Genomic DNA, 26263 nt, shown 5'->3' with positions numbered 1-26263 from the left:
GGCCGCCATGAATCTAGCCCAGCTATTGAGCCGCCTGCGAGTGGACGACCGCTTCGTGCGCCACGTCACGCGCTGGGAAGTGATCCCTGCCAGCGAGGGCCGGTATGCCGACTATCCGGAGGCCCTCGAGCCCCGGCTGGTGGCGGCCATGCGCGAGCGCGGCCTCACGCGCCTCTACAGCCACCAGGCAGCCGCGGTGGAGCATGCTCTGGCCGGACGCTCGGTGGTGGTGCCCACGCCCACCGCCTCGGGGAAGACCCTCTGCTACAACCTGCCGGTCTTCGACGCCCTGCTGCGCAACCCGGAGGCACGCGCGCTCTACCTGTTCCCCACCAAGGCGCTGAGCCAGGACCAGATGCACGAGGCGCACGAGGTGGCCCGGGCGACCGGCGCGGACATCAAGATCCACACCTTCGACGGCGACACCCCGGAGACCGCGCGGCGCGCCATCCGCAGCAGCGGCCACATCGTCATCACCAACCCGGACATGCTGCACCAGGGGATCCTGCCGCACCACACGCTGTGGGTGAAGCTCTTCGAGAACCTGCGCTACATCGTGGTCGACGAGGTCCACCAGTATCGGGGCGTCTTCGGCAGCCACGTGGCCAACGTCCTGCGGCGGCTCCTGCGCATCGCGGCGTTCTACGGCTCGCGCCCTCAGTTCATCTGCTGTTCGGCCACCATCGCCAACCCCGACGAACTGGCCGCACGCCTGACCGGGCAGGATCTGGCGCTGGTGGCCGAGAACGGCGCACCGCGCGGCGAGAAGCACTTCATCTTCTACAACCCGCCGGTGGTCAATCCGGAGCTGGGAATCCGGCGGTCGGCGGTGAAGGAGACGCGCAGCATCGCCGAGCGCTTCCTCGCCACCGGCGTGCAACTCATCGTCTTCGCGCGCAGCCGCATGCGCGTCGAACTCCTGTTGACCTATCTCGAGAAGGCCGGCCGCCGGGTGGGGATCAAGGGTGGCGATGTCCGCGGTTACCGTGGCGGCTACCTGCCGACCGAGCGGCGCGCCATCGAGCAGGGGCTGCGCGACGGATCGGTGCGCGCGGTGGTCTCCACCAACGCCCTCGAGCTGGGCATCGACATCGGGCGCCTCGACGTGTGCATCATGTGCGGCTACGCGGGCACCGTGGCCTCGACCTGGCAGCAGGCCGGCCGGGCCGGCCGGCGCAATGATCTCTCGGCCGTGGTCCTGGTGGGCACCAGTTCGCCGGCCGACCAGTACATCCTCGGCAACCCCGACTACTTCCTGGGCCGCTCACCCGAGCACGCCACCATCGATCCCGAAAATCTCATCATCCTGATGAGCCACCTCAAGTGCGCGGCCTTCGAGCTCCCGTTCCACGCGGACGAGGAGTTCGGCGGCCGGCGGGTGACCGAGATCCTCGACTATCTCGCCGACGAGCGGGTGCTCCATGCTGCCGACGGCCGTTACCACTGGATGGCCGACACGTATCCGGCCGAGGACGTGAGCCTGCGGTCGGCGGCGCCGGATAACGTGGTCATCATCGACCAGTCGGTACCGGGCGGGCGCATCATCGGCGAGATGGATCTCTTCTCGGCGCAGGAGATGCTCCATGACGAGGCGGTCTACATCCACGGCGCCCAGCAGTACCACGTGGACAACCTCGACTGGGACCGGCGCAAGGCCTACGTCCAGCCAGTGAACGTGGACTACTACACCGACGCCCAGCGCAAGGTGGAACTCAAGACCCTCGACGCCGACGAGACCCGGCCCGACACCCACCTGGGCGATCTGGGCACCGGCGAGATCGGTCTGGTGGACAAGGTCACGGTGTACAAGAAGATCAAGCTGGGGACGCACGAGAACGTGGGCGCGGGCAAGGTCAACCTGCCCGAGATGGAGATGCACACCACCAGCTTCTGGTGGCGCCTGCCGCCCGCCATCGCCGACGAGATGGTGGCGGCCGGCCTCGACCTCGGCGACGCGCTCAAGGGCCTGGCCCACCTGCTGGGCACCGTGGCCCCGGTGTTCGTGATGGCCGACGTCCGCGACCTGCACGCGCAGGCCATGGTGCGCGCGCCGTTCACTGATGCGCCGACCCTCTATCTCTACGACGCGGTGCCAGGCGGCGTCGGTTTCGCGCGGCGCATCTTCCAGCAGTGGGAGGAGATCCGCGCAGCGGCCCTGGCGCACGTGCGCCGCTGTCCCTGCCAGCACGGGTGCCCGTCTTGCGTGGGGGCGGTGGTGGAGTCGGGCGACCGCGCCAAGCACGGTGCGGCCTGGCTGCTGGCGCGCGCCGCCGACGGCCGCCTGATCACGCCCGCCACCGGCCGCGAATCTGCGCCGCCGTTCGGCGACCAGCTCTCGGCGAACTGATCCCGGAGGCCGACCCGTGGACCTGCGCAAGCGCCTGGCGCGTCTCGATGGCCTGACCCGCAAACCCGGGTCCACGGCGGCGAGCGTCCGCGGCGGGGCGGCGCTGGATCGGGAATACCGCCGTTCCCTTGAGGCGCTGGGCCTGGTGGAAACGTCGACCGCCACGGGGTCGTGCTGGGTTCGCGAGGATCGGCGGCCCGAGGTGCCGACCCCCGCCCAACCGGTGCCCATCCTGGATGGCATCCTGTCCGCCGGGGTCCCTGCGGACCTGCGCTGGGACGAGGTCCTGTTCCTCGACACCGAGACCACGGGTCTGGCTGGCGGCACGGGGACCCTCGTCTTCCTGGTCGGACTGGCCTGGTGGAGCGGCGACGCGTTGACCGTTCGCCAGCTCTTCCTGTCGGGGCCGGGCCGGGAGGCGCCGTTGCTGGCCGAGCTGGCCGAGCTGGCCGGCCGTTTCCGGGTAGTCGTCACCTACAACGGGGGTTCGTTCGATCTGCCGCTGCTGCGGACCAGGGCCCTGCTCTGCCGCCGCGAAGATCCCTGCGCCGACCTCGCGTCCTGGGATCTGCTCACCGCGGCGCGGCGGCTCTGGGGGCGCGGGCTGTCCGATTGCCGCCAGCAGACCATCGAGCAGGCGATCTGCGGTCGGGAGAGGGGACCGGGCGACATCGAGGGCGCCTTGATCCCGGCCGCTTATCAGGCCTATCTGCAGACCGGAACGCCGGGCTGCCTGCCCGAGGTCCTCCGTCACAACCGCCGCGACATGGACGGCCTGGGGCTGGTGCTGGGCGCGGTGGCCGCGGCTGCCGCCGAACTGACTCGCGGTCCGCTGGCGTGGACGGGGTCCTGGGCCGAGGCCTGGGGCCGCGCCCTGGTGGCGGAGCGCCGCCGGGACACCACCCTGGCGTCGGCCTGGGCCACCGCCCTGGCCCAGGCCGCGGTCGGGGGCGAGCCGGTGCCACTGGCCGGGCTGGTCGATGCCATCCGGTTGCTCAAGCGGGTGGCCGACTGGCCCCAGGTGGCCGCGCTGGTGCGGCTGGGGTTGGCGCGCTGGCCGGACGAGACGCGGCTGCACTACGAGGGCGCGGTGCTCTACGAACACCGCCTGGCCGACCTCGACCAGGCCCTGCAGCACGCCGCCATGCTGGGCGACACCCATCGCCTGCGGCGGTTGCAACAGCGCCGCGAAGGTCGCTGACTCCCGGGATTGCCGCGGTTCGCTCCAGTGGCTATGCTTCCACGGCAACACCATGACCCGCGGAGGATTGCCCATGCCCAACCTCGATCGCCACGATGCCCATCTCCTGCTGGCTGCCATCCGGGTGCTCTCGCACCGCCTGGAGCGTTCGCCGCGGCCCGACGAGGTGGCCGAGCTGCTCGAACTGCCCGAGTCGACGATCCGGATGCAGGCGGTGGCGCTGCAGGATCTCGGGGCAGCGGTCCTGGTCGAGAGCGCGTTCGAGACACACCTCGAGATCCGCGACCACCGCTGCATCGAGGATCTCACGGAAACACGCGACGACGCGCTGGCCGAGGATCTGGCCGACTTCGATCGGCGCAAGCAGGCCGAGGCCGAGAAGATGTCGCAGCTCTTCGCCGACGGCAGCATCGAGCAGCAACGCCGCCAGAAGCTCGAGGAGATGGACGAGCTCTTCCGCAAGAAGCCCCGGAATCCGTTCGGGGATGACGGCTGACCCTGACCCCCCTGACCGGGCCGACGCGCCCCGTCCAGACACAGCAGGGCCCCTGCACTGGATCCTCGCCATGGCGAGATCCATCGCAGGGGCCCCTGTGGAACGGTTCGACTCGACGCCGTTACAACCCCGCCACCAGTTCGTCGCGATAGTCGCGGATATCCGCGCTCTCCTCGCGCTCCTGGATCCAAGCTTCGAGCATGGCATTCTGCTTCTGCTGGATGAGCAGGGTGCGGATCTGGTCGCGGCGCGCCGCGAAATCCTCCTCGTCGAGGGGCTTGGCCCAGAGGACTTTCAGGGCGAAGACCCCGCGATTGGTGGCCACCTCGGGCACGAAGTCGCCCTCTTCCAGACGCAGGGCCACGGTGTTGAACGGAGTGGCGTAACCCACGTCGGCGATGTTGGCGTTGGCGCCGATGGTGTCGGTCACCGCATGGAGCAGCCCGAGCTCGGCGGCCACCTCGGCCATGGACTCACCCAGCTGGATGCGGCCGGCAGCGGGGGAGAGCTTGGCGGTCGCCTCCTGCTGCTGGCGCTCGCGCTTGAGCGCCAGGACCACCTGGCCGTGGACCTTCTCGAGTTCCTGGGCGCCCTCGGGCTGGATCCCCTCGGCGAGCACCACGTAGACGTGGTCCTCGGAGTACATCAGCGGGCTGATCTCGCCGGGCTCGGCGCGGAAGACGAAGCGACCGCCGGCGGCCGATTGGCGCAGGCCGGGGATGTCCCGACCCTCGAAGAACGGCCTGGGGCTGAGCACCTCGCAGGTGGTGTCGGCGCTGGCGAGGGTCAGGAAGTCCTGTGCGGTGACGGACCGGCGGAACTGGGCGGCGTGTTCGTAGACCGCATCGCGCGTGTTCTCGCTGGGGGTGACCTTCAACAGGATGTGGCGCGCGTGGATCTGCGTCACCTCGCCGTCTTCCTCGATCCGCTCGAGAACCTCGATGAGGTGGAAGCCGAACTGGGTCTGGATCGGGTCCGAGATCTGGCCGACGGGCAGGGCGAAGGCGGCCTCGGTGAACGGCGCCACCATGCGGTTGCGGTCGAAAGTGCCCAGATCGCCGCCGCGGCTCGCCGAACCGTCTTCGCTATAGACGGCGGCGGCTTCCTCGAAGGTCCGGTCCCCACGCTCCAGCTCGCCCTTGACGTCCAGGGCCAGCTGCCGCACCTCGTCGAAGTCCGTGGCGGAGGCGGCGATCTCCCAGGCCGCGACCTTGGCCAGGCCCTGCGGGCCCTGGAGGAAATCGCCGGGGTGGGCCTCGTAATAGGCCAGGATCTCTTCCTCGGTGGGCTCGTAGTCGGGAGCCATGTCGGTGAGCGCCAGGCCCACGTATTCGGCGACGCAGCGATCGGTCTGGGCCAGGTAGTGGTCGCGCACCTCCTGGTCGGTGACCGAGGCGCCCGCCACCAGGATCTGGATGAGCTTCTGGCGTGGCAGGGTCATGCGCACCCAGTTCTCCACCTCGACCCAGTTGATGCCGCTGGCGGGGTTGCCCAGCGCCGCGTAATAGGCCTGGTAGTCGATCTGGCCGTCCTCGGTCCGGAACGCGGCCAGCACCTCCTGGGGAGGGTTCTCCTTGAACAGGCGGACGATCTCCTCGTCGGAAACCGTCAGGCCCAGGCGTTCGATCTCCGACTGCAGCAGCCGCTCGCGGACCAGCTGCTGCCAGGCCTGCTCGCGCGCCATGGCGATCTGGTTGGCGGTCAGGGCCTGGTCGGGACTGTTGCGCCGGTAGCTGGTCTGGATGTCCTGCACCACCCGGTCGTACTGCAGGGCGGAGATCTCCATCCCGTCCACCGACCCCACGCTGCTGGCGCCCTGGCGCGGTCCGCCGCGGCTGCCGGCCATGTCCATGCCCCAGGCCACGAAGATGAAGGCGACGAAGGTGGCGGCGATGATCCAGTAGAAGAACTTCGCGTTGGAGCGGAGGAATTTGAACATCTTAATCGAACTCCCGGTGTCCCGTGGCCGTGGTCGGCGACGGGCTGCTGTCACGCCAGCGATGGCCGGCGCAAAACGACCCGGACGGGGTGGAGCTCCCCGGCCGGGAATGTGTGATCGATCGACCGAACGGGAAAAGATAACACATGACCGGGCCTTTCCTCAAGTCGCGGCTTCATCGGAGAGCGGATCGTCTCGTTTCCAAGTAGATTGCCGACCGTTCCATGCCTGGCCGCCTCCGGGAGGAATCCTGCATGAAACGCGTCAAACGCACGCGCAGGACAATCGAGGTTCCGGCCCATGGCCCCGATCTCGAATCCTTCTTCCGCCCGCTCCAGGCTGACGGCGACCCCGCCACCGCCACCCATGAGCGCGCTGGCGACCTCGATCTGGCCCAGGTGAACGCGTCCTGGTCCGAACAGGGTCGCTCGCCGCTGGCGCGCGTGCCCGCGCTCGAGGCGGATGAGGTGTTGCGCGAGGCGCTGAGCGACTTCATCATGCAACAATCCTTCAGGGCCCAGAAGCCGGTCTGGCTCGAACATGGCCTGCGGGGGATCCCTGGGTAGTGGAGCGGTACCTGGCGACCTGCTGGCGGCCGCCTGGAGCGAGGAGATGGCATGCTCAACGTCGGGGTCCTGGCCATCCTCAGCGGACTGGCGGCCCAGGCCTTGAAGGTCTTGCTGGAACTGTTGGCGCACCGTCGCTGGCGGCCGCGACTGTTCTTCCGCAACGGGGGCATGCCCTCGTCCCACACCGCTTCGGTGGCGACCCTGGCCGTGCTGGTGGGACACGACGTCGGGGTCCACGCTCCGATCTTCAGCCTGGTGCTCGTCTTCGCGCTCTACGTGGTGTTCGAGGCCACGGGTCTGCGCCAGGAGGTGGGACACCAGGCCCGGCTGGTCAACGACCTGGTGGAGACCATGAAGCGGACCCATCATCTCGATGCCCAGGATCTGCGCGAGTTCGTGGGGCACACCTGGGGCGAGGTGGCCGGGGGCGCGGTGTGCGGCGTCATGTTCGCCCTGGCCTGCCTCTGATCCGACGCTTTCATTTTTTTCCCTAAGGAAAACATTACCGCTTGACAGCTCTCCGGACGGCAGGGGATCCTGAACCGACAACCAGGTAGGGCCAGGCCCGACCAGCTACGGAACGCCGGAATCCACGGACGGAACAGGCATCCGAGCAGACGCAACCGGCTCCGGCATCATGACGAAAGGATTCGTTCATGAGAGTCATTGCCCTCGCCAATCAGAAGGGCGGTTGCGGGAAGACCACCACCGCCGTCAACCTCGCTGCCGCCCTGGCCCGCCAGGGGCAGCGGGTCCTGCTCATCGACAACGACCCGCAGGGGCACGCCTCCCTGGCCCTGGGCTATGGCGAACGCGACTTCTCCCTCTCCACCTACGACCTCTACCTGACCACCGACATCCTCGTGGAGGATGCCCGGGTCGATGTGGCCGATCGCCTGCACCTGCTGCCGGCCGGGGTCGAGCTGAGCGCCGTGGAGCAGCGCCTGGCCGGCGTCGACGGCCGCGAGCACCGCCTGCGCGACACCATGCGACGTTCGGACCTGGACTACGACGTGATCCTGCTGGACTGCCCGCCGTCGGTGGGCTTGCTCACCTTCAATGCCCTGCTGGCCAGTGGCGAGGTCATCGTGCCGGTGGACGCCAGCACCTACAGCGTGCAGGGCGCCGCCAAGCTGCACGAGACCCTCGACGTGCTGCGCCAGCGCCGCGGACACGAGCTCACTTGCCGCGTGCTCCTGTCGAATTTCGACCTGCGCTCGCGGCATGCCCGTGCCATCCGCGACCAGTTGCAGCAGCGCCATGGTGAGGCCCTGCTCGCCACCATCGTGCACCCCACCGTGCGGCTGCGCGAGGCTGCGGAACGCGGCTGCTCGATCCTGGACCACGACCACGGGTCGCGGGGCGCTCAGGATTTCCGCGACTTGGCGCGCGAGATCTCCGGTCACGCCGTCGACCTCTCGGTGACGGCGCTCGACCACTGGGCGGCCCTGCTGCACGGGCCCGAACCCACCCACGAGGGCGTGCGCTTCGTCGCCGATTTCCCGCGTGCCCAGGACGTTCGCTTGACCGGGACCTTCAACGACTGGTCGGCCCAGGGGACCCCGCTCTATCGCCGCGAGGATGGCCACTGGGAGTGCCTGCTGCCCATCGAGCCCGGTCGCTACGAGTACCGCTACATCGTCGATGGCATCTGGGTGCCCGATCCGCACAACGAGCAGAACATCACCAACGAGTTCGGGGGCGCCAATAGCCTGGTGGCGGTGCCCTAGATGTCCAGCGCTGCCGAGCGATTTCCAACCTACGGCGAGCCCAGGGCCGCGGGTCGCCATCATCTGGCCTCGGTGGCCGATGTCTTCCTGTCCGGGCAGGAGGCCGGGCGCATGGTCTGCGTCGCGGCGCCTGGTGCGGCCGATACCGGAGGCACCCTGGCCGCGCTGGTCGACGGTCGGGATGCGGTGCGCGGCCACGATCTGGGGTCGGCCGTCGGCGTTCGTTTGGCCCGCTGGGAGCGGGACGCCAGCTTGCAGGCGCTCGGCCAGTCGTGCCCCGACCTGATCTGGTGCCCGCGCGGTACGGAGGGGCTCTCGCTCGTGGCCAGCCTGGCCCTCGGCCGGCTGGCCGCCCTTCTCAGGCCGGATCGGCTGACCGTGTTCTGGTTCGGCCAAGGCCAGGCCGGCGAGGCGCCGCCAGGGCCGTCGCTGCGGCGGCAGGCCCAGAAACTGGCGGCCGCCGCCGTACCCCGGGCCATGGTCCGACTCCACTGCCTGGGTTGGCTGGGGGACGAGGCGGCGGACCTGGCCGCCATCGTCCGTCAGGGGCGATGAGCAGCCGATCCGGGCGGGACATCCTGCTTGCCTGGGTGGCGGGCGGACGCTAAGGTGCGCGGCATGGACTTCCAGCGCACTCATTCCTGGCTGATGCGAGCCTGTGCGGCGCTCCTGCTGCTCGTGCTCGTCGGGACGGCCTCCTCGGCGGCGGCCCGGACGCTCCTGCTGGTCGTGGAGGCAGCTCGCGACACCACCCGCGGGTTCGTGGCCCAGCCGTTGCCCTCGCTGGGACGTCAGGCGCTGGCTTGGCCGGAGGGTGTCATCACCACTCCCGACAGCCTGGCCTGGCTCGAGCATGGTCCCCGGGATCTGGCGTTCCGCCTGGAATCGCCGCCCCTGGTGGGCGCTGGCGCCACGGGCCTGTTCACCGGCGAACCTGGCAGTTACGACATCGACACACCGCTCTACCTGGATGACGGCCGGGTCGTGATCTGCTTGACCGGTGGCCGTCTGGAGGTCACGGCCACCGGCCTGGTCTACCGCCGCCCCGCCACCGGCCGCTCGCTCCATGCCGACCTGATCCTGCTGGCCGGACTCGCCCTGGCCACCGCCCTGCTCCTGCGTCTGGCCCGTCGCCGTACCCGCTCCTCATGAGATCGCGCCGACTCGCCGACATTTGCTACCTCGCCGCGCTCGCCTCCCTGCCGCTGGTGGGGCTCGGCCTGGTCCGGTCGCTCAGCGGCGTGGATCTGGGCACGGGACTGCAGCCGGCCTACCTCTTGCTCGCCGCTGCCTGGTGCGCTCGCGCCATCGACCTCCTGGACCCTCGCCACCAGGAACAGCGGCGGCTCTGGCAGCGCTGGCCAGTGCGGTCCTGGTTGGCCTGGGGGTTGGTCGGGGCCGCTGCCCTGGTGCTGTCTGGACTGGGCCTGATGCTCCAGCCGGCCCCCTTGCTCAGCGGCGAGGCCTGGCCCCGCTATGTCCGTCAGATGGTCCAGATCGCGGTCATGGCCGGATTCCTGGCCTATCCCGCGCTGTGGACAGTGGGCTGGCGGCGGTGGCGGGCCACGTCCGCCTGGCTCGCGTGGTCGACGTGGCTGCTCGTGGCCTATGCCCTGATCCAGGGTGTCCATGAGCTCCGGCCCTTGCCCGGCATGACGGGCCTGGAGCGGATCCTGACGAGCAATCCCGGGATCCTCTCGGGGTCCGAACGACTCTATCTCGAGGGGTTCACCGTCCTTCCCCGCCTGCGGGGGACCATGTGCGAACCGCTCTATCTGGGCAGCTACCTGGTGGGCGTGCTGCCCTTCCTGGCGAGCCAGGGCCGACCTCGGCTCGTGCTGGTCGCGACGGTGGTCTTGCTGCTGACCTGGAGCCGTGGTGCCTGGCTGGCGGCGCTCGTGGCCGGAGTGGTCTGGTGGGTCCTCCGGCGGCGCGCGGGGCTGGCCGGGCCCGACCGTCGTGTCCTGGCCTGGTTGGGCGGCGCTCTGCTGGTGGGGCTGGCCCTGGTGGCCCTGCTCGCCGGGCCCGAGGCCCTGCTCTGGCCCGGTCGCAGGCTGGCGCAGACCCTCGATCGCACCGACTGGTCCAACCTCACGCGGCTCTACAGCCTGCAGGCCGCCTGGCGCGCCTTCCTGCAATCGCCGGTGGTGGGTGTGGGTTGGGGGCAGTTCCCCTACCATTTCTATGCCCTGGTGGACCTGTCCGGGCTGCAGAGCCAGTTCACCTGGCCGGTGGTCAACAACATCCCGTTGCTCGTGCTCTGTGAGACCGGCCTGGTGGGTTTCGCGGTGCTGGCCGGGGCCTCGGGCACCCTGCTCGCGGCCACCTGGCGGGCCCTGGCCCGGCCGAACAGCCCGGACCGCCAGGCGCGGCTGGCCGGCCTGGCTGCCGGCGGCTGTGGCCTCGCGATCCAGCTCCAGTTCTTCTCGCAATACAACCTGCCGCATCTCTGGGTGGTGCCGGGGCTCTGGCTGGCCGCCCTGGCCGCCTTGCCGCCGTCACCGGTCGCCGCGAGGAGGAAACCGTGAAGCGCCCCCTGGTGGCCCTGGACGCGCTGCTACTGCGCTCGCGACCCACGGGAGTCGGCCGGGCGATCATCGAGCTGACCACGGCGCTGGCGGCCGCGGATCGTGGGATCGACTTCGTGGTGCTCTGCACCGCTCCCGAGCTGCTCGAAGATCTGGCCGACCGCCCCGGCTGGCGGCTCGTCGCCTGTCCCGGCGCCCGGGGGGGGACCCTGCGCAAGGCGCTCTGGACCCAGCTGGCGCTGCCCCGTCTGTTGCGCCGTCTGGACGCCGACCTCCTGCATTGTCTGCAGTTCGTGGCCCCGCTGTGGTCCCCGTGCCCCACCGTGGTCACGGTGCACGACCTCGGTTATCTGCGGTTTCCGCACACCATCGAGGAGCCACGCCGGAGTTATTATCGCTCGCTCGTGCCGCGGTCGTTACGCGGTGCCGCCGCCGTGGTCTGCAACTCCCGGGCCACGGCCGATGATGTCTGCCTGCGCTTCCCCGCGGTGGCCGGACGGGTTTCGGTGACCCCTTTCGGAACACCCAGCTGGGCGGCTCGGCGCGCCGTCGCCCCCGCGGAACGACCGCCGGAGGCCCCGTTCCTCTTCGTGGGCACCCTCGAGCCGCGCAAGAACCTGGAGCGATTGCTGCTTGCATACCGGTCGTTTCTGGGGGAACGTGAGAACCAGGGTAGCGCCGCGCCCGGGTTGACCCTGGTGGGCGGACGAGGCTGGCAGGACAGCCGGTTGAATGAGATCTTGAGCCCCCTGGCCGAGGCGGGCCGGGTCCAGGTCCTGGACTACTGCGGACCCGAGGAATTGTGGCGGCAGTATCTTTTGGCGCGGGCCTTGCTCTTTCCCAGCCTGCACGAGGGTTTCGGGTTCCCGATCCTGGAGGCCATGGCCGCGGGATTGCCCGTGCTGACCAGCGACGGCGGCGCCATGGCCGAGGTGGCCGGGCCAGCGGCCCTGCTGGTCGATCCGCACGACGAGAGGGCCATCGTTGCCGCGATGCACCGGTTGACGGACGAGGCGGCTCTGCCCCGGCATCTGGCGAATCTGGGCAGCGTGCGCTGGGGTGAATGGACCTGGGAAACCACGGCTGCGACGACCGTCGCGGCCTACTGTCGGGTCCTGGGAGTGTCCTCCTGAGTGACCATGGTGGTTTCAAATAGATATTGCCGCTTGCGGGGCATTGCGATAACTTCGGGCCGCTCTTGAGCATCACGCTCCGAGGGAACGGAGTCACGATTCGGAGGAGACGTGGAACGAGGGATCGTACCCCTGGTGAGTTTCGGCGTGGCGTTCGTCATGTCCTGGCTCGTCCAGCCGCATTTCAGGAATCTCGGTTTCTTGACCGAGATCGTGGACCATCCCGGTGATCGCCGGCCTCATCGCGAGACCGTGCCGCGCACCGGTGGCATGGCGATCTTCATCTCCTTCTTCTGCGCGCTCTATTTTCTCGAGCATTTCGTCCTGCGCATGGCCTTGCCCTGGCCATGGCTGGCCATCCTCATCGGGGCCGGGCTCGTCATCCTGGCCCTCGGTGTCGGCGACGACCGCTTCGGCATCCACGCCGAGAAGAAGCTCTACGGCCAGCTGATCATCATCCTCGGGCTCATGCTCCTGGGACAGCGGTTCGAGTCGGTGGTGCTGCCCGTGGTGGGGTCGGTCGAACTGGGCGGCTGGTCCTGGCCGTTCACTCTCTTCTGGTATCTGGGCTTCATCAACTCCATGAATCTCATCGACGGCCTCGATGGCCTGGCCAGCGGCATCAGCGTCCTGGGGGCGCTGTTCCTGGCCGCGCTGGCGGTGGCCTTCGGCGAAGCCACCTCGGCCCTGCTGGCCACCACGCTGGCCGGGTCGACCATGGCCTTCCTGTACTGGAACGTCTCGAGCCGCAAGATCTTCCTCGGCGATTCGGGCAGCATGTGGATGGGCCTGGTGCTGGGCACGCTCATGCTCAACCTGGGCCGCAACGCCGCCGTGCCCCTGCCCATCCTCCTGGCGCCCATGGTGGTGCCCATTTGGGACACGGCCACGACCATCGTGCGTCGCTACCGGCGGCGGACCTCCATCTTCACCGCCGACGACAACCATCTCCACCACCGCCTGCTGCGCCTCGGCTTCAGCCCTGGCCGCGCGGTCTGCACGCTGCTGCTGGTGACCGCGGGATCGGGACTCTTCGCGCTCAGCGACGTGCTCGAGCTGGCCTGGCTGGGCCTGCCCGCCATGGCGGCCTGGATGGGCGCCGCTCAACTGGGCGCCTTGCAGCACCTGCGGAACCGGCGCAGCGGTTGGGATCTCTTCTCCGAGTTGCTGTACGCCCTGGGTTTCGACGACCGACTGGTCGAGCGCCGGGGCATGGTCGAGCGACGCGTGGCCGAGATCATCGACCTGCATGCCGCCCGCCAGCCGGTGCACCAGGTCAAGAAGGTCGCCGGCGGAGATCTCGACATGACGCCGCCGACCGACGAGAAGACCGATTCCGGCGACGTCTCCGAGGGGGCTGGCGAGGATGCCGTTTTCCCCACTTCCCGCGACCTTTATTGACGACCTGCGGGATCATGCCCCCGGGGGAATCCTGGAACTCGGGTGTGGCGACGGCGGCCTGACGGCCTTGCTGCATGCTCAGGGCGTCCAGCCCGTCACCCTCGATCGCGCCGGACCGTTCGCCGGAGCCCGTCCCCAGATCCGTGGCGACGCGCTGGATCCGCCTCTGCGCCGACGCTTCTCGCTGGTGGTGGCGGCCAACCTCCTGCGACACCTCTGGCCCCGGGTCCGCGCCACGGGTCCGGCAGCCTGGCGTGAGCTGGTGGCGCCCGGGGGTTCGCTCTGGATCCTGGAGGACGAACCGCGCGATCGCCCACCTGCGGCGCGCAATTATCGTGATCTCCAGGCGTTCCTCGCCCGCGTCACACCCGAGTCCAGGCGACCGCTGTTGCCTCTGGCCACCTTCCAGCAGCGCCTCGCGCACTGGGACTGGGGCGGGCGGTGGCAAGCGTCCACCCAACCGAACAGCTGGCCGGCCGACCTGGCGGCGGTCCTGGCCTGGCTGAGCGGCGGGAAGGCTGCCGCCGGGGATGAAGCCGCCCGGCTGGTGGCGGCCATCCGGCGTGATGGTCTAGACTATGGAGAGTACTGGTGGGCTCGGTGGAGCGATGAGGACGTGCGATGAAACGATCAGCCAACACCTGGGTGGCCACGGCCGTGATCCTGCTGGGGCTGGGCGTGGGCCTGGTCTGGGGGCGGAGTCCCGGCGCCGTGGACTGGCGCCGGGCGCGCGCGGTCTGCCTCCAGAGCGATGACTGGGGCCTTTGCGGCTTCCTGCCCGACAGCACGGCCCTGGCGAGCCTGGACCGTGAGGCGCTCGCGCCGGGCCGCTTTCCGCCGGTCTACTGGCATTCGACCCTCGAGGACAGCGACGCGGTGAGCAACCTCTGCCAGGCGCTGGCCGCCCATCACGGCCGCGACGGTCTGGCGGCTGTGCTGCAGGCGAACTACATCATGGCCTCGCTGGGATATGAGACTGCCACGGGCGACAGCGCCGCCGTCTGGACCATTCACGAATTGCCGGATGTGCCGCCCGGTTTCGAGCGTCCCGGGCTCTGGACGGCGGTCCGGGCCGGCCAGGCGGCCGGAGTGTGGCAACCCGAACTGCATGGCCGCTGGCACTACGACCCCGATCGCCGCCGCGCCGCGACGGCTGCGCACCCCGCCGTGGCCCGGGCCGCCGCGCATCAGATCCTGCTCTTTCCCGCGAGTGAGCGGGCCTGGGAGCTGGGGCCCTGGCGTGATCCGGCCACGGTGAGCGCCGAGTTCGACCGCAACCTGATGCTGTTCCGCGACCTGTTCGGCACGGCCCCCCATTCGATCATGGCGCCGGACTACGTCTGGAACGATCACCACGAGGCGCTCTGGCTGTCGCGCGACTTGCGCACAATCCAGGGCAAGCGCCAGCAGCGGATGGCCTCGTGGCGCGGCCGGGTGGGGCGGATCCAGAAGCTGGCGCACCGGACCTGGGCGCGCTGGACGCGTCAGGACCGGGCCTACCTCGAGCGCAATTGTCGCTTCGAGCCGGTGCAGGCCGAGCGACCGCGCGAGATCACGCGGACCGCCATCGCCGAGGTGCAGGATGCCTGGCGCCGGGGCGAACCCGCGGTGGTCGAGGTGCACCGCATCAACTTCACCCACCTGGACCCGGCCGTGCCCGCCCTCGGGCTGCGCGAACTGCATGCCCTGCTCGCCGCTGTCGATGGCCACGCTCCGCTCTATCTCGTCGACGCCGAGCTGGCCGCCCTGATGCGCCGCGGTACGTCCTGCACGCGGCGTGGGGAGCGACTCGTCGTCCGGAACCTGACGCGGTCCCGGCGGCTGGTGATCGTGCCGGGTGAGGAGTCCGGGTCGGAACTGGCCATGGCGTTGTCGCCAGGGGAGATACGGCTCCTGGACGCACCCATGCCACCATTCCGGTAAACCGATGTCGAATTGACCAGTTATGTTATTTATGGTATCATGATGATTCTCTCGTGTGGCCCTGGACAGCCGGTGTCCGGGGCGCACGACTGCCTGGTCGACGCCTGGTTCGACCCACCTTCCTGGAGGACCTGAATGTTGCGCCACAAGGCCCTGTTCGTCGCCCTGTCCGGATCGCTGTGGCTCGCTTGCGCGACGGCCGCCCTGGCGGCCACCGGACCGATCCTCCACGAGGGTCGACTCGATCCCGCCAGTTACCACTGGACCTCGCTGGCCGATGGCGCCGTCCGGCTGGAACTCGCCGACAGCCGCCCCCTCGGGGTCACCGATCAGCCGGACCTTCCGGCGCTCGACCTGCTGCTGCTGGTGCCGGCCGATCTCGCGGTGGCCGGAGTCACCATCGAACCGGTCACGGTGAACGTCGTGGACGTGCCGGGTCGCCTGGCACTGGCCGGGCCGCTCGAGACCAGCCAGGGCGAACTCGTGCCACAGTCGCACCTGGAACCGGTGGCTGGCGTTTTTCCGGGAACCTGGGGCCAGTTTGGTGGCCTGCATACCTGGCGCGGGTATCGACTGCTGGCCGTCACCGTTCATCCGTTCCGGCTGGTGACCGGGAGTGCTGATCAGCCGCCGCAACTCGAGGTGCTGCTAGAGTATCGTATTCGCTTGCAGACCACGGGCGCGTCGCTGCCGCCGGCCTTGCTGGCGCGGGAACGTCTGGTGCCCGGCGAGCGACAGGCCCTCGAGGCCAAGCTGCGCAGCCTGGTGGCGAACCCCGGGGCGCTGGGCGGCTACCAGCGCCAGGACGGGGTCGCGCTGACCGAGAAGGGTGCGCCGTATCTGCCCTCGCCCAACCCCGAGATGCAGGGCAGCGCGGTGCGTTATCTCATCGTGACCAGCGAGGCCCTGGCGCCCGAGTTCGAGCGGCTCGCCGAGTACCGCACCGCCCAGGGGCTGCCGGCCCTGGTGGTCACCCGGGAGTGGATCGAGAGCAATTTCCGCCACGGCGCCGATTTCCAGGAGACCCTCCGCATGTTCCTCCAGCGGGCCTACGCCATGTGGGGCGTGGAGTACCTGCTGATCGGCGGCGACACCGACATCCTGCCGCCGCGCTACATCCGCAGCTCCTTCTATCCCTTCGGGGGGCACACCGATATCCCCACGGACCTCTATTTCGCCGGCCTCGATGGCAACTGGAACGCCGACGGCGATGCCTGGTATGCCGAACCCTATGTGAACGACAGCAACCGTGGCGATGACGCCGACATGGCGCCCGACCTCGCCGTCGGCCGGGCCCCGGTGTCCACGGCCGCCGAGGTGGCCGACTTCGTCGACAAGGTCATCGCCTACGAGACCACCGCGCCCGCGTCACCGTGGACCAACCGCTTCCTCTTCGCCGCCGAGGTCCTCTTTCCGCATCCCTACAATCCCGGCGGCCCCATCACCCTGGACGGCGCGCTCTATGCCGCCAGCCTCATCGAGGACATCCTCATCCCGTGCACCGACATGGAGTACATGCGGATGTACGAGGTCGACATCAACCACGAGCGCGACGCGCCGCTGACCCGGGCCGCGCTGATCGACACCCTGAACACGGGGCATTACGGTCATTTCGACCAGTTCGGGCACGGGCACTTCTTCAACATGTCGGTGGGGGATGCCCAGTTCACGGTACTGGATGCCGATGCGCTGACCAACGCACCGCATTACTTCATGCTCTTCGCGGTGAACTGCGCCTCGGGGGCCTTCGACGTGTCCTGCCTCATGGAGCGGTTCGTCAAGAACCCGCATGGCGGATCCATCGTCTCGGTGGGCGCGGCACGGGAAGCCTTCCCCTCCAACTCCTACGGGTACCAGGAGACCTTCTACACCTCCATGGCGTGCGAAGGCATCCTGCGGACCGGGGATGCCATGAACTCGGCGCGACTGCGATACATCGGCAACACTCTTCGCAACACGGTGGACCGCTGGACCCAGCTCAACGCCGTGATCATCGGCGATCCGGCGGTCAGCATCTGGATGGGCCTCCCCGAGGCACCCGACATCACGGCACCGGCGAGCCTCTTCTCGGGGGCGCAGGAGGTGCCGATCCAGGTGCTGGCCGGTGGTCAGCCGGTGGCCGGTGCCGATGTCTGCCTGACGAAGGGTGAGGAGACCTACGCCCAGGGCATCACCGACGAGGCGGGCAACATCATCCTCTCGGTGACGCCGCAGACCGCGGGCATGGCCACGCTCACCGTGTCCGGCGCCGGCCTGGCCCGGACCCAGCAGGATCTGCCGGTCGCCGGCAGCACCAGCTATATCGCGCTGTCCAACCTGAACATCAACGACAGCGCCGGCGGCAACGCCAACGGCAAGCCCGAGGCCGGGGAAACCCTCTCGCTGCTGCTCCTGCTCCACGACGTGGGCGGCGGCGGCGCCACCGACGTCACGGTGAACATCGCGAGCCTCGATGGGGCGGTCCAGGTGGTGTCGGGGACCTCGGCGGTGAACGACATCGCGCCCGGCGGCTACGGGGTCAACAGCCAGCCCCTGAGCGTTGTGCTGCCTGCCGATCTTGTCGATGGGACCTTCGCCGAGCTCCTGGTCACCGTCACCGCCGCCGGCGGCTCAGCCTGGGAGAGCCACGGCCGCTTCGAGGTCCTGGCGCCCGAACCGGAGATCGTGGGCGTCCTGCTGGACGACAGCGTCCACGGTGATGGTGACGGGATCATCGAGGACAACGAACGGTTCGACCTGACCGTCCGGTTGAAGAACTACGGAGCCGGTCGACTCGATCACCTGGACCTGGAGATCACCAACCTGCAGCCTGGCGTGATCGTCCATGCCAACGGGGCCACGGTGGACAACCTCAATCTGCTGAGCGAGGTCACGGCCAGTGGTGTGTTCTCGCTCGAGTTGTCCGACATCGAGATGCGGAGTCCCTGCCAGCTGACGGCCACCGACAATCACGGTCGCACCTTCGTGCACCCGTTGGAATTCGTGGCCCCGCCGATACCCACGCTGCCCACGGCCGATCCGACGGTGGCGTCCGACGCCATCGCGCTGCGCTGGGGCGTGGCGGAGAGCCAGCGGGTCCGCGGTTACCATGTGTACCGTGCCGATTCCGCGGATGGGCCCTGGGAGCGCGCCAACATCGACATGCTCGAGGGCGTGGCGTACTTCGAGGACCGCGGCCTGTCGCAGTTGACGCCGTACTGGTACAAGGTCACCACCGTGGACCTCTACCTGCTCGAGGGGGCGTTCTCCCCGGTGGTCTCGGCAGGCACCATGCCGGCCGAGGTCGACAACTTCCCCCTGCCGTTCCAGCTGCAGACCAGCGGCCACTCCGCGGTGGGCGACGTGGATGACGACGGCCGGCTGGAGATCGTGGTCGGGGCCGACGAGATCTACGTGTGGAAGGATGATGGCGGCGAGCTGATCGACGGCGACATGGATGCCCAGACCACCGGTCCGCTGACCGGTGTCAATGGTCAGTTCGAGCCGTCCGGCGTGACACTGGCCGATCTCGATGGCGAGCCCGGCCTGGAGATCATCGGCAGCGAGCACGCCGTGGACAACCAGATCCACATCTACCGTGCTGACGGCACCATGCTGCCCGGCTGGCCGCGCGAGCTGGTCGGCGACGATTGGAACTGGGCCACGCCCACCGTGGGCGATGTCGATGGCGACGGCGATCCCGAGGTCGTGGTCAACGACATCGGAGGCCGGACCTACGTCTGGCATCATGACGGCACCGAATTGCGCGACGGCGATGCGAATCCCGAGACCGACGGTGTGTTCGTCAAGCGCAGCGGCGAGAGCTGGGGCTACTCGTCCCCAGCGCTCTACGACCTCGATGGGGACGGTGCCCGGGAGATCATCCTCGGCACGCGCAAATCCAGCGGCAACGCCCTGGAGGCCTATCGCTACGACGGCTCCTCGGCGCCCGGCTTCCCCTTCAGCACCGGTGGCGGCGCCATCATCTGCAGCCCCGCCATCGCCGACCTCGACCATGACGGCGATCGGGAGATCATCTTCTTCACCATCGCCCACACGCTCTACGTGCTCCACCACGACGGCACGCTCTACGACGGGTTCCCGGTCACCGTGGAGGCCAACTGGGACGAGAGCGCCGGCCCGAGCCCGGCGGTGGGGAACTTCGACGACGACGACGATCTGGAGATCCTCTGGCCGGTCAACAGCGGCGGCTTCCAGATGGACCTCTACCTGGTGGACACCGGGGTCGGCGCTGGCACCGCCGGCGAGATCATGGCCGGCTGGCCCGTGTCTTTGGCGGCCAACAGCGAGGGCAGTCCCGTGGTCGGCGACATCAATGGCGACGAGCTGGCGGACATCGTCCAGCCCGTGGGCAACAGCGACACCGAGACGCCCGATCTGATCTACGCCTTCAACGCCGACGGCACACCCATCGCGGGCTTCCCCATCCGACTCAGCGGGCACTGCCGCGCCACGCCCACCATCTGCGACCTCGAGGGTGACGGCGACGTCGATATCGTCTACGCCAGCTGGGATAATCTGCTCCACGTCTGGGACATGCCATTCCCCTACGACCCGCGGAACATTCCCTGGCCGACCTTCCAGGGCAATCCGCGACGCACCGGCGAGGCGCGGGTGTTCAGCTACACCCCGGTGGAGGACGCGGGCGTGCCGCGGGCCTTCACCGTTTTACCGCCGGCGCCGAATCCGTTCAACCCCGTGACCACGCTGCGGCTGTACGTGGCCCCGGGCAGCGCGGACCGTCTCGAGGTGTCGGTCTACGACCTGCGTGGCCGTCTTATCCGTCAGTTGCACGCCGGACCGGCCGAGCCGGGCTGGCACGAGTTCACCTGGGACGGACGCGACGATGGCGGTCGCGGCCAGGCCAGCGGGCTCTACTTCGTGCGCGCCCGTCAGGCGCAGGAGGCACGGACCTTCAAGATGACCCTCGTGAAGTAGGCGCGCCCTTCGGAGCAGCCCGGCTGTCCCATCGGTTCCACCCCGACTGGACAGCCGGGCTTCCGTTACCCCGCGGTGCCCGTTGACCAGGATCGCGGCGCCCCCTAAGATCACTGCATGCACAGGTCCACGAGCACATTCGCCGCGCTCCTTGTGACGGTCGCCCTGCTGGGCTGCCAGCGGGACCGCCCGGCGCCGTCCGGCGAGGCGGCCGATTCCACGGCGACTCCGGTGGCCGGCGGAACCGCGGTGGTCGCGCTGCCCGGCGAACCCGACGTCCTGAACTCGCTGGTCCGCACCTCGGCGGTGGCCGGCATGGTCCTCTCGGTCTTGCAGGCGGGGCTCGTGGAGATGGGGGAGGACCTGACCTGGCAACCCATGATCGCCGGGAGCTGGGACATCGCTCCGGACAGCCTCGCGGTCACCTACCACCTGCGGCCCTGGCGCTGGGAGGATGGGCAACCGCTGACGTCCGAGGACGTGCGCCTGACCTACGACCTCCTGCGCGATCCGCGGGTCGGCAGTCCGCGGGCGGATCATCTGCGGGCGGTGGTCGCCATCGAGACTCCGGATCCGGCCACGGTGGTCTACCGCTTCGCCCGGCCGCCGGCGCAGCCGATCCAGAGCACCGCCCATGCCATCCTGCCCGCGCACCTGGTCCGCGACCTCGACCCCGCCGCGGTGGGGACCTGGCCGCTGAACCGGCGCCCGCTGGCCTCGGGTCCGTATCGCCTGCTGAACTGGGAGCCGGGACGGCAGCTGGTCCTCGCGCGCAATCCGGGCTATCCACTCTCCCCGCCACTGCTCGACCGGGTGGTGCTGCGCATCCTGCCCGATCCCACGGCCAGGATCCTGGCGCTGGAGACCGGCGAGGTCGACATGGTCTACGACGTGCAGCCGTCGGAGGCGCGTCGTCTGGCGCGGGATCCCGAGGTGCGGCTCGTGGAGGTGACGGGGCGCGTCTTCGGCTTCGTGATGTGGAACGTGCGGCGACCCCCGCTCCACGATCCCCTGGTGCGGCGGGCGCTGTCGCTGGCCATGGATCGCGAGCGGTTCGTGACCGACCTGTTGGCCGGTTACGGTCAGCCGGCCGCGTCCTACCTGCCGCCGGCGCTCTGGAACCACAACCGGGACCTGGCGCCGGATCCTTTCCGACCCGACTCGGCGCGGACGTTGCTCGCGGCGGCTGGCTGGGCCGATCACGATGGGGACGGAGTGCGCGAACGCGACGGGCGGAAGCTGGCGTTCGAACTGATCCTCCGCGGCGGCGATCCGCTCCTGGAGAATGGCGCCGCTGTCCTGCGCAAGACCCTGCAGGACGTGGGGGTGTCGGTGACGTTGCGGTCGCTGGAACTGGCCACGGCGATCGACTTCCTGAGGACCGGCCGCTTCGACGCCTACTTCGGCGAGTTCCAGGCCAACCTCTACGCCGACCCCTCGCCGCTGGTCGCGGCGGGCGCCACCGACCGGTTCAACTTCGGAGGCTACGCCAACGCGCGGGTGGACTCGCTCCTCGTCGCCGCGCTCGCGGTGGCCGACCGCCGGCGGAGCCTGCCGCTGTGGTACGCCCTGCAGGAGGAACTCCACGCCGACCAGCCCGCGGCGTTGCTCTACTATCCGCGGCAGGTGGTGGCGATCAACCGGCGACTCCGCGGTGTGAGGCCGCACATGCTGTCACCCGTGAACAACCTGTTCGAGTGGTGGATCGCGCCTGCCGATCGACACTGGGCGGCCGCTCGCAATGGCGAGTAATATTACAATTATGGTTGACGGCCTTTCCGGGCATTCCTAAGCTGAACATGCGGTAATATTACACCCCACCCTGAGGAGTCCCCATGTCTGCTGATATCAATCATCTTCTTGCCGAGTTGAGTCGTGCCGATCTCGAGAAGTTGCTGGCGGCGAAGGACGAGGTCGAGTCGCTCGAGCAGCGGCGCGACGCTTTGCTGAAGGAACTGGCGGCGGTGGAGAAGAAACTCGCCCAGGTCGTGGGGCGTGCGGTGGGGGCCGGGACGACAGCCAGGAGGGTTGCCAAGAAGGCAGCCAAGAAGGCGACCAAGAAAGCAGCCAAGAAGGCGACCAAGAGAACGACGAAGAAGACCGCGAAGAAGACGACCAAGAAGGCTGCCAAGAAAGCGACCAAGAAGGCGACCAAGAAGGCGACCAAGAAGGCGACCAAGAAAGCTGCCAAGAAGAAGACCACCACCAAGGCCGCACGCGGCGGCAAGGTTGCCAAGAAGCCGCGCCTCACCCTCGAGAGCGTGGTCTGCGACCTCCTGGCGAAGCGCGGCGAGCCCGTGACCTTCAAGGACATCCACGCCACCATCGTGGGCGAGAAGCTCTACGCCAGCAAGGCCGGGAGTTTCGAGAACGTCCTGAGGCGCACGCTGTCGACCAGTGAACGGATCAAGCGCGTCGGGCGCGGCCTCTACACCGTCTAGCCCGGTGGCCAGCCCAGCGAGCGGCCGCCCAGCAGGTGCAGGTGGAGGTGGGGGACGGTCTGGCAGCCGTCCGCGCCACAGTTGATCACGAACCGGTAACCCGTCTCCGCCAGTCCGAGCTGGGCGGCGACCCGGGTGGCCGTCAACTGGAGACGGCCGACGAGGTCGGTGTCCGTGTCGGTCAGGTCGGTCAACGCGGCCACGTGGCGGCGTGGGATCACCAGGACGTGGACGGGTGCTTGCGGGTTGAGGTCGCGAAAGGCCACGAAGTCCTGGTCGCTGGCCACCTCGTCGCAGGGGATCTCCCCGGCGGCGATCTTGCAGAAGATGCAGTCGGTCATGGCTGGTCCTTTCGGCGGGGTGCGGACTCCGGGTTCGCGAGCACACCAGCACGCTAGCACAGGCCCGACGATCACGGCAAGGAGCAGGCGTGGACATCCTGGTGGTGGGCTACAACGCCTTCGACGTGACCGTGCCAGTGCACGGCCTGCCCCCGGTGGACAGCAAGTGCGAGGTGCGCGAGATCCTGCACGGCGGTGGTGGTCCCGGCGCCACGGCGGCGGTCTGTCTCGCCCGGCTCGGCGCCCGGGTCCGTCTGGTCACCGTCTTCGGCGACGATGTCGGCGCCCTGGTCCAGCGCCGCGAACTGGAAGCCGCTGGCGTCGACCTCGCCCTGAGCGTCACCGCCCCGGGACACCGCTCGCCACAGGCGGTGATCCTGGTCGATCCGGACGCCGAGAGCCGCACCATCTTCTGGACGCGGGGCAGCTTGCCCGAGCTGACGCCGGATCAGGTGGACACGGCGTGGCTGCGCGGCTGCGACCTGCTCTACTGCGACGGCCATGAACCGGCGGCGGCGTGTCCGCTCGCCACGGCGGCGCGGGCGCAGGGCATGCCGGTTGTGCTCGATGCCGGCTCGGTGCGGACGGGGTCGGCGGACCTGGCGGCCGCGTGCACCGACGTGATCTCCTCGCGGCTCTTCGCACCCACCCTCACCGGTCGCAGCGATCCCGTGCAGGCCCTGCTGGCTTTGCGCGCCCGTGGGCCGGCGCTGGTGGCCATGACCTTCGGCGAGGCGGGCGTCCTGGCCCTGGCCGAGGAGGCGGACGACCCGCTGCACGTGCCGGCCTACGCCGTGGATGTCCGCGACACCACCGGTGCCGGCGACACCTTCCACGCGGGCTACGCCTTCGCCCGGGCCCGTGGCGACGGCTGGCAACGCTGCCTCGAGCTGGGGGCTGCGGTGGCCGCACTCAAGTGCCGCGACTGGGGTGGCCGGCGCGGATTGCCCACCCTCGCCGAGGCCGAGGCCCTCCGCGACCATGGCCCCCGCCGGCGCGAGCGTCCCCCCGGGTGGCCGGGCGCCTGAGAAACGGCTGGACATTCGCCTGTTTTTCGCCTAGCTTGGGCGAACACGCAGCGAATTCGCAGTTCAGCCGGAGGTGCGGCCATGCCCTTGACCCGCCGTCAGTCCCAGATCCTGGATTACATCAGCGAGTACTGCGAGGAGTTCGGCTTCGCGCCGACCCTGCAGGAGATCGGCCAGCGCTTCGGCCTGTCCTCGGTGGCCACGGTGCACAAGCACGTCAGCCAGCTGGTGGACAAGGGCTATCTGAGGCGCGAGCGCCGCAACGCCAGCCGCGATCTCGAGGTGGTGGGCTCCCATCGGTCCGCCCGCGACGGCGCGGTCGTCGTGCCCCTGCTGGGCACGGTGGCGGCCGGGTTGCCCATCGAGGCGTTGCCCGAGACCGAGGAAATCGTCTTGCCCGAGCAGTGGCTGGGACGCCGGCGGACCTTCGCGCTGCGGGTGCGGGGGGATTCCATGATCGAGGAGCAGATCCGCGACGGGGATGTGGTGGTGGTGGAGGAGCGGGAGATGGCCCGCAACGGCGAGACGGTGATCGCCCTGGTCGACGGCGAGAACGCCACGGTGAAGCAGTACCAGCGCCAGGGCGCCAACATCCGCCTGATCCCCGCCAACCCCACCATGTCGCCCCTGGAGTATGCCGAGGAGCGGGTGCGCGTCCAGGGCGTGGTGATCGGGGTGCTGCGGCGGTTCTGACGTGCGCGGCGCGGTCCTGCATCTGCGGCCGGCGGCGTCCGTCGCCGGCCGCCGTGTCTTTGACCTCGACGGAACGGGTCTGGCCGAGTTCTGCGGGCGCTGGACGCCGGCCTGGGAGGCCGCCGCCGGCGGCGTCTACCTCGACCTGAGCGGCACCGACCGCTGGCTCGGGGCCGGGGCCGACGGCGCGGTCCAGGTCTGTCGCGAGGCGCGACGGCGCTGGGGCGTGGTGAGCGGTGGGCTGGGCCAGGGCGTCCTGGTGGCGCTGCTGGCGGCGCGGCTGGCGTCCGCCGCGCCGGGGCAGCTCCTGCTGGTCCCCGTCGGCAGCGAGCCGGTCTTCCTGGCCCCGTTCGCGGTGGACGTCCTGGCGGGGCGTTTCGCCCGCGAGGTGGCGCACCTGCAACGGCTGGGCGTGCGCACGCTCGGCGACCTGCAGACCGCGCCGCGTGCCCTGCTCGAGGCGACCTTCGGACCGGTGGGCGCCGATCTGGCGGCCGCCGCTCGCGGCTGCCTCGCGGGACAACTCCGCTCCGACCGCCGGCGGCACCCGCACGAATCGGTGGTGGTCCGGGCCAGCTGGCAACGGCCCCTGGCCGGCGGTCCCTGCGAGCGCGCCCTGCAGCGCGCCGTGGCGCGCCGGGCCCTGCTGGCCTGCGCCGGCGGCCCCCGGCGCTGGCAGACCTGGTGCCTGCGGGGCATCTGGGCCGGCGGCACCGTGGCAGCCGCCACCGGTCCCGGTCGTGGCGACGATTCCTGGGACGCCTGGCTGGCGCTGGTGGCGGACCTCTGGCGACGCTGGCCCCATCGCCGTCGGGGCCTGGTCGGGCTGGAACTGCGGGCGGGGCGGCCGCGGCACGTGGGAGACCAGGGTTCGCTCTTCCCCGACCCGGCCGCTGCCGGTCGGGTGCGCCTGACCGCCGGGTGGCGTCGGCTGGCCGGCGGGTACCTGCAGTTCGCCAGCGAGGCGGTGCTCGTGGACTGGGGGATCCGGTGGGATGAGGCCCCCGCCCCGGCCGAGGCCCTTGTTGACGCTCGCCAGGCCGACCGTTAGCATTGCCAGCACGTTGATCCCGGGCTCCGGCAGCAGCAATCGGTGGAGGCTGACGATGACACGATCAGGCCGCAAGGGTGACCTGGAGGAGATCTTCGAGATCCTGGTGACCTCGTACGGCCAGAAGGGCGGCGCGCTGCCCGCCGAGGGCGACCTCAGCTGGCGGCCAGCCACCGATGTCTACGAGACCGAGGACTCCTTCGTGGTGCAGATGGATCTGGCGGGCATGGATCCCGCGCAGATCGAGGTGATCTGCGACGGGCAGACCCTGCTGGTCCGGGGCATCCGTGCCGAATCATCCGGGCCCGGGCGCAAGCACTTCCACACCATGGAGATCAACGTGGGGCCATTCGTGCGGCGGGTGCCCATCCTCGCCGACGTCGACCCCGACAGCGCCACCGCCCAGTACCGGGGCGGATTCCTGTACGTGACCTTCGGCAAGGGCGAGCCCGGCCGGGCCCGCCGCCGCCAGATCGACATCGACCGCACATGAGCATGCGTTAG

The 26263-nt window shown here is 69.5% G+C and carries 22 protein-coding genes; 20 read left to right on the top strand and 2 right to left on the bottom strand.

Annotated elements, in window-relative coordinates; all coding sequences use genetic code 11:
* The first annotated feature begins 7 nt into the window (after positions 1–7).
* The 3 genes from IFSED24_RS06260 to IFSED24_RS06250 all read left to right on the top strand — a co-directional run bounded on the left by IFSED24_RS06260 (position 8) and on the right by IFSED24_RS06250 (position 4044).
* Complete coding sequence (locus IFSED24_RS06260; RefSeq protein ID WP_491334360.1) at positions 8–2347, top strand: DEAD/DEAH box helicase; 2340 nt, start codon at positions 8–10, stop codon at positions 2345–2347.
* A 16-nt stretch (positions 2348–2363) separates the two neighbouring features.
* Positions 2364–3548, top strand: coding sequence for a ribonuclease H-like domain-containing protein (locus IFSED24_RS06255; protein WP_491334359.1), 1185 nt, complete (start codon positions 2364–2366; stop codon positions 3546–3548).
* Between the two features lie 73 nt (positions 3549–3621).
* A complete protein-coding gene (locus IFSED24_RS06250) occupies positions 3622–4044 on the top strand; it encodes a sigma-70 domain-containing protein (protein WP_491334358.1) in 423 nt (140 codons plus the stop codon).
* A gap of 121 nt (positions 4045–4165) precedes the next feature.
* Here the strand turns inward: IFSED24_RS06250 and IFSED24_RS06245 are convergent, their stop codons facing one another.
* Complete coding sequence (locus tag IFSED24_RS06245) at positions 4166–5983, bottom strand: peptidylprolyl isomerase (protein WP_491334357.1); 1818 nt, start codon at positions 5981–5983, stop codon at positions 4166–4168.
* Positions 5984–6237: 254 nt separating this feature from the next.
* On the opposite strand from IFSED24_RS06245, the gene IFSED24_RS06240 reads away from it, so the two are divergent.
* The 13 genes from IFSED24_RS06240 to IFSED24_RS06180 all read left to right on the top strand — a co-directional run bounded on the left by IFSED24_RS06240 (position 6238) and on the right by IFSED24_RS06180 (position 22646).
* A complete protein-coding gene (locus IFSED24_RS06240; RefSeq protein WP_491334356.1) occupies positions 6238–6549 on the top strand; it encodes a hypothetical protein in 312 nt (103 codons plus the stop codon).
* A 51-nt stretch (positions 6550–6600) separates the two neighbouring features.
* Positions 6601–7020 (top strand): divergent PAP2 family protein, encoded by a 420-nt coding sequence (locus tag IFSED24_RS06235; protein ID WP_491334355.1) that lies wholly within the window; start codon positions 6601–6603, stop codon positions 7018–7020.
* A gap of 188 nt (positions 7021–7208) precedes the next feature.
* Entirely contained in the window at positions 7209–8282 is a 1074-nt protein-coding gene (locus IFSED24_RS06230; RefSeq protein ID WP_491334354.1) for an AAA family ATPase, read from the top strand.
* Positions 8283–8837: a hypothetical protein gene (locus IFSED24_RS06225; protein WP_491334353.1), complete on the top strand. Its 555-nt coding sequence runs from the start codon at positions 8283–8285 to the stop codon at positions 8835–8837.
* A gap of 63 nt (positions 8838–8900) precedes the next feature.
* Positions 8901–9434, top strand: a complete 534-nt coding sequence (locus tag IFSED24_RS06220; protein ID WP_491334352.1) for a hypothetical protein — start codon at positions 8901–8903, stop codon at positions 9432–9434.
* Complete coding sequence (locus IFSED24_RS06215) at positions 9431–10810, top strand: O-antigen ligase family protein (protein WP_491334351.1); 1380 nt, start codon at positions 9431–9433, stop codon at positions 10808–10810. Before IFSED24_RS06220 ends, IFSED24_RS06215 begins: the two co-directional genes overlap by 4 nt.
* Positions 10807–11943 carry a glycosyltransferase family 4 protein gene (locus IFSED24_RS06210; protein ID WP_491334350.1) on the top strand — a complete coding sequence of 379 codons (1137 nt, stop codon included), beginning with the start codon at positions 10807–10809 and terminating at the stop codon, positions 11941–11943. Before IFSED24_RS06215 ends, IFSED24_RS06210 begins: the two co-directional genes overlap by 4 nt.
* A gap of 111 nt (positions 11944–12054) precedes the next feature.
* The gene (locus IFSED24_RS06205; RefSeq protein WP_491334349.1) at positions 12055–13344 is read left to right on the top strand and encodes a glycosyltransferase family 4 protein; all 1290 of its coding nucleotides are present in this window, start codon (positions 12055–12057) and stop codon (positions 13342–13344) included.
* A 67-nt stretch (positions 13345–13411) separates the two neighbouring features.
* On the top strand, positions 13412–13969 hold the full coding sequence (locus IFSED24_RS06200) for a hypothetical protein (protein ID WP_491334348.1): 558 nt from the start codon (positions 13412–13414) through the stop codon (positions 13967–13969).
* Entirely contained in the window at positions 13966–15267 is a 1302-nt protein-coding gene (locus tag IFSED24_RS06195; RefSeq protein WP_491334347.1) for a hypothetical protein, read from the top strand. The genes IFSED24_RS06200 and IFSED24_RS06195 overlap by 4 nt, the downstream gene beginning before the upstream one ends.
* Before the next feature lie 135 nt (positions 15268–15402).
* Positions 15403–20205, top strand: coding sequence for a C25 family cysteine peptidase (locus tag IFSED24_RS06190; RefSeq protein ID WP_491334346.1), 4803 nt, complete (start codon positions 15403–15405; stop codon positions 20203–20205).
* Between the two features lie 117 nt (positions 20206–20322).
* Positions 20323–21957: an ABC transporter substrate-binding protein gene (locus tag IFSED24_RS06185; protein WP_491334345.1), complete on the top strand. Its 1635-nt coding sequence runs from the start codon at positions 20323–20325 to the stop codon at positions 21955–21957.
* 83 nt (positions 21958–22040) lie between these two features.
* Complete coding sequence (locus IFSED24_RS06180; protein ID WP_491334344.1) at positions 22041–22646, top strand: hypothetical protein; 606 nt, start codon at positions 22041–22043, stop codon at positions 22644–22646.
* Here IFSED24_RS06180 and IFSED24_RS06175 read toward each other — a convergent pair.
* Positions 22643–22987 carry a histidine triad nucleotide-binding protein gene (locus IFSED24_RS06175; RefSeq protein ID WP_491334343.1) on the bottom strand — a complete coding sequence of 115 codons (345 nt, stop codon included), beginning with the start codon at positions 22985–22987 and terminating at the stop codon, positions 22643–22645. The two genes, IFSED24_RS06180 and IFSED24_RS06175, sit on opposite strands and share 4 nt — an antisense overlap.
* Positions 22988–23076: 89 nt before the next feature.
* Here IFSED24_RS06175 and IFSED24_RS06170 point away from each other — a divergent pair, with 89 nt between their 5' ends.
* The 4 genes from IFSED24_RS06170 to IFSED24_RS06155 all read left to right on the top strand — a co-directional run bounded on the left by IFSED24_RS06170 (position 23077) and on the right by IFSED24_RS06155 (position 26252).
* Positions 23077–24015, top strand: coding sequence for a carbohydrate kinase family protein (locus IFSED24_RS06170; RefSeq protein ID WP_491334342.1), 939 nt, complete (start codon positions 23077–23079; stop codon positions 24013–24015).
* An 81-nt stretch (positions 24016–24096) separates the two neighbouring features.
* Positions 24097–24708 (top strand): transcriptional repressor LexA, encoded by a 612-nt coding sequence (gene lexA, locus IFSED24_RS06165; RefSeq protein ID WP_491334341.1) that lies wholly within the window; start codon positions 24097–24099, stop codon positions 24706–24708.
* 1 nt (position 24709) lies between these two features.
* A complete protein-coding gene (locus IFSED24_RS06160) occupies positions 24710–25759 on the top strand; it encodes a hypothetical protein (protein WP_491334340.1) in 1050 nt (349 codons plus the stop codon).
* A gap of 55 nt (positions 25760–25814) precedes the next feature.
* Positions 25815–26252 carry an Hsp20/alpha crystallin family protein gene (locus tag IFSED24_RS06155; protein ID WP_491334339.1) on the top strand — a complete coding sequence of 146 codons (438 nt, stop codon included), beginning with the start codon at positions 25815–25817 and terminating at the stop codon, positions 26250–26252.
* Positions 26253–26263 lie beyond the last annotated feature (11 nt).

Source organism: Candidatus Latescibacter sp. IFSED24 (assembly GCF_058273205.1).
Note: the sequence above shows the minus strand (reverse complement) of the source record. Positions and strands in the feature narration are given on the sequence as shown.

Excerpts from the sequence above, each read along its gene's own strand:
- IFSED24_RS06240 (WP_491334356.1), top strand. The coding sequence starts at position 6,238 with ATGAAACGCGTCAAACGCACGCGCAGGACAATCGAGGTTCCGGCCCAT.
- IFSED24_RS06220 (WP_491334352.1), top strand. The coding sequence starts at position 8,901 with ATGGACTTCCAGCGCACTCATTCCTGGCTGATGCGAGCCTGTGCGGCG.
- IFSED24_RS06225 (WP_491334353.1), top strand. The coding sequence starts at position 8,283 with ATGTCCAGCGCTGCCGAGCGATTTCCAACCTACGGCGAGCCCAGGGCC.
- IFSED24_RS06185 (WP_491334345.1), top strand. The coding sequence starts at position 20,323 with ATGCACAGGTCCACGAGCACATTCGCCGCGCTCCTTGTGACGGTCGCC.
- IFSED24_RS06190 (WP_491334346.1), top strand. The coding sequence starts at position 15,403 with ATGTTGCGCCACAAGGCCCTGTTCGTCGCCCTGTCCGGATCGCTGTGG.
- IFSED24_RS06215 (WP_491334351.1), top strand. The coding sequence starts at position 9,431 with ATGAGATCGCGCCGACTCGCCGACATTTGCTACCTCGCCGCGCTCGCC.
- IFSED24_RS06250 (WP_491334358.1), top strand. The coding sequence starts at position 3,622 with ATGCCCAACCTCGATCGCCACGATGCCCATCTCCTGCTGGCTGCCATC.
- IFSED24_RS06180 (WP_491334344.1), top strand. The coding sequence starts at position 22,041 with ATGTCTGCTGATATCAATCATCTTCTTGCCGAGTTGAGTCGTGCCGAT.
- IFSED24_RS06260 (WP_491334360.1), top strand. The coding sequence starts at position 8 with ATGAATCTAGCCCAGCTATTGAGCCGCCTGCGAGTGGACGACCGCTTC.
- IFSED24_RS06235 (WP_491334355.1), top strand. The coding sequence starts at position 6,601 with ATGCTCAACGTCGGGGTCCTGGCCATCCTCAGCGGACTGGCGGCCCAG.
- IFSED24_RS06195 (WP_491334347.1), top strand. The coding sequence starts at position 13,966 with ATGAAACGATCAGCCAACACCTGGGTGGCCACGGCCGTGATCCTGCTG.
- IFSED24_RS06155 (WP_491334339.1), top strand. The coding sequence starts at position 25,815 with ATGACACGATCAGGCCGCAAGGGTGACCTGGAGGAGATCTTCGAGATC.
- lexA (WP_491334341.1), top strand. The coding sequence starts at position 24,097 with ATGCCCTTGACCCGCCGTCAGTCCCAGATCCTGGATTACATCAGCGAG.
- IFSED24_RS06230 (WP_491334354.1), top strand. The coding sequence starts at position 7,209 with ATGAGAGTCATTGCCCTCGCCAATCAGAAGGGCGGTTGCGGGAAGACC.
- IFSED24_RS06175 (WP_491334343.1), bottom strand. The coding sequence starts at position 22,987 with ATGACCGACTGCATCTTCTGCAAGATCGCCGCCGGGGAGATCCCCTGC.
- IFSED24_RS06245 (WP_491334357.1), bottom strand. The coding sequence starts at position 5,983 with ATGTTCAAATTCCTCCGCTCCAACGCGAAGTTCTTCTACTGGATCATC.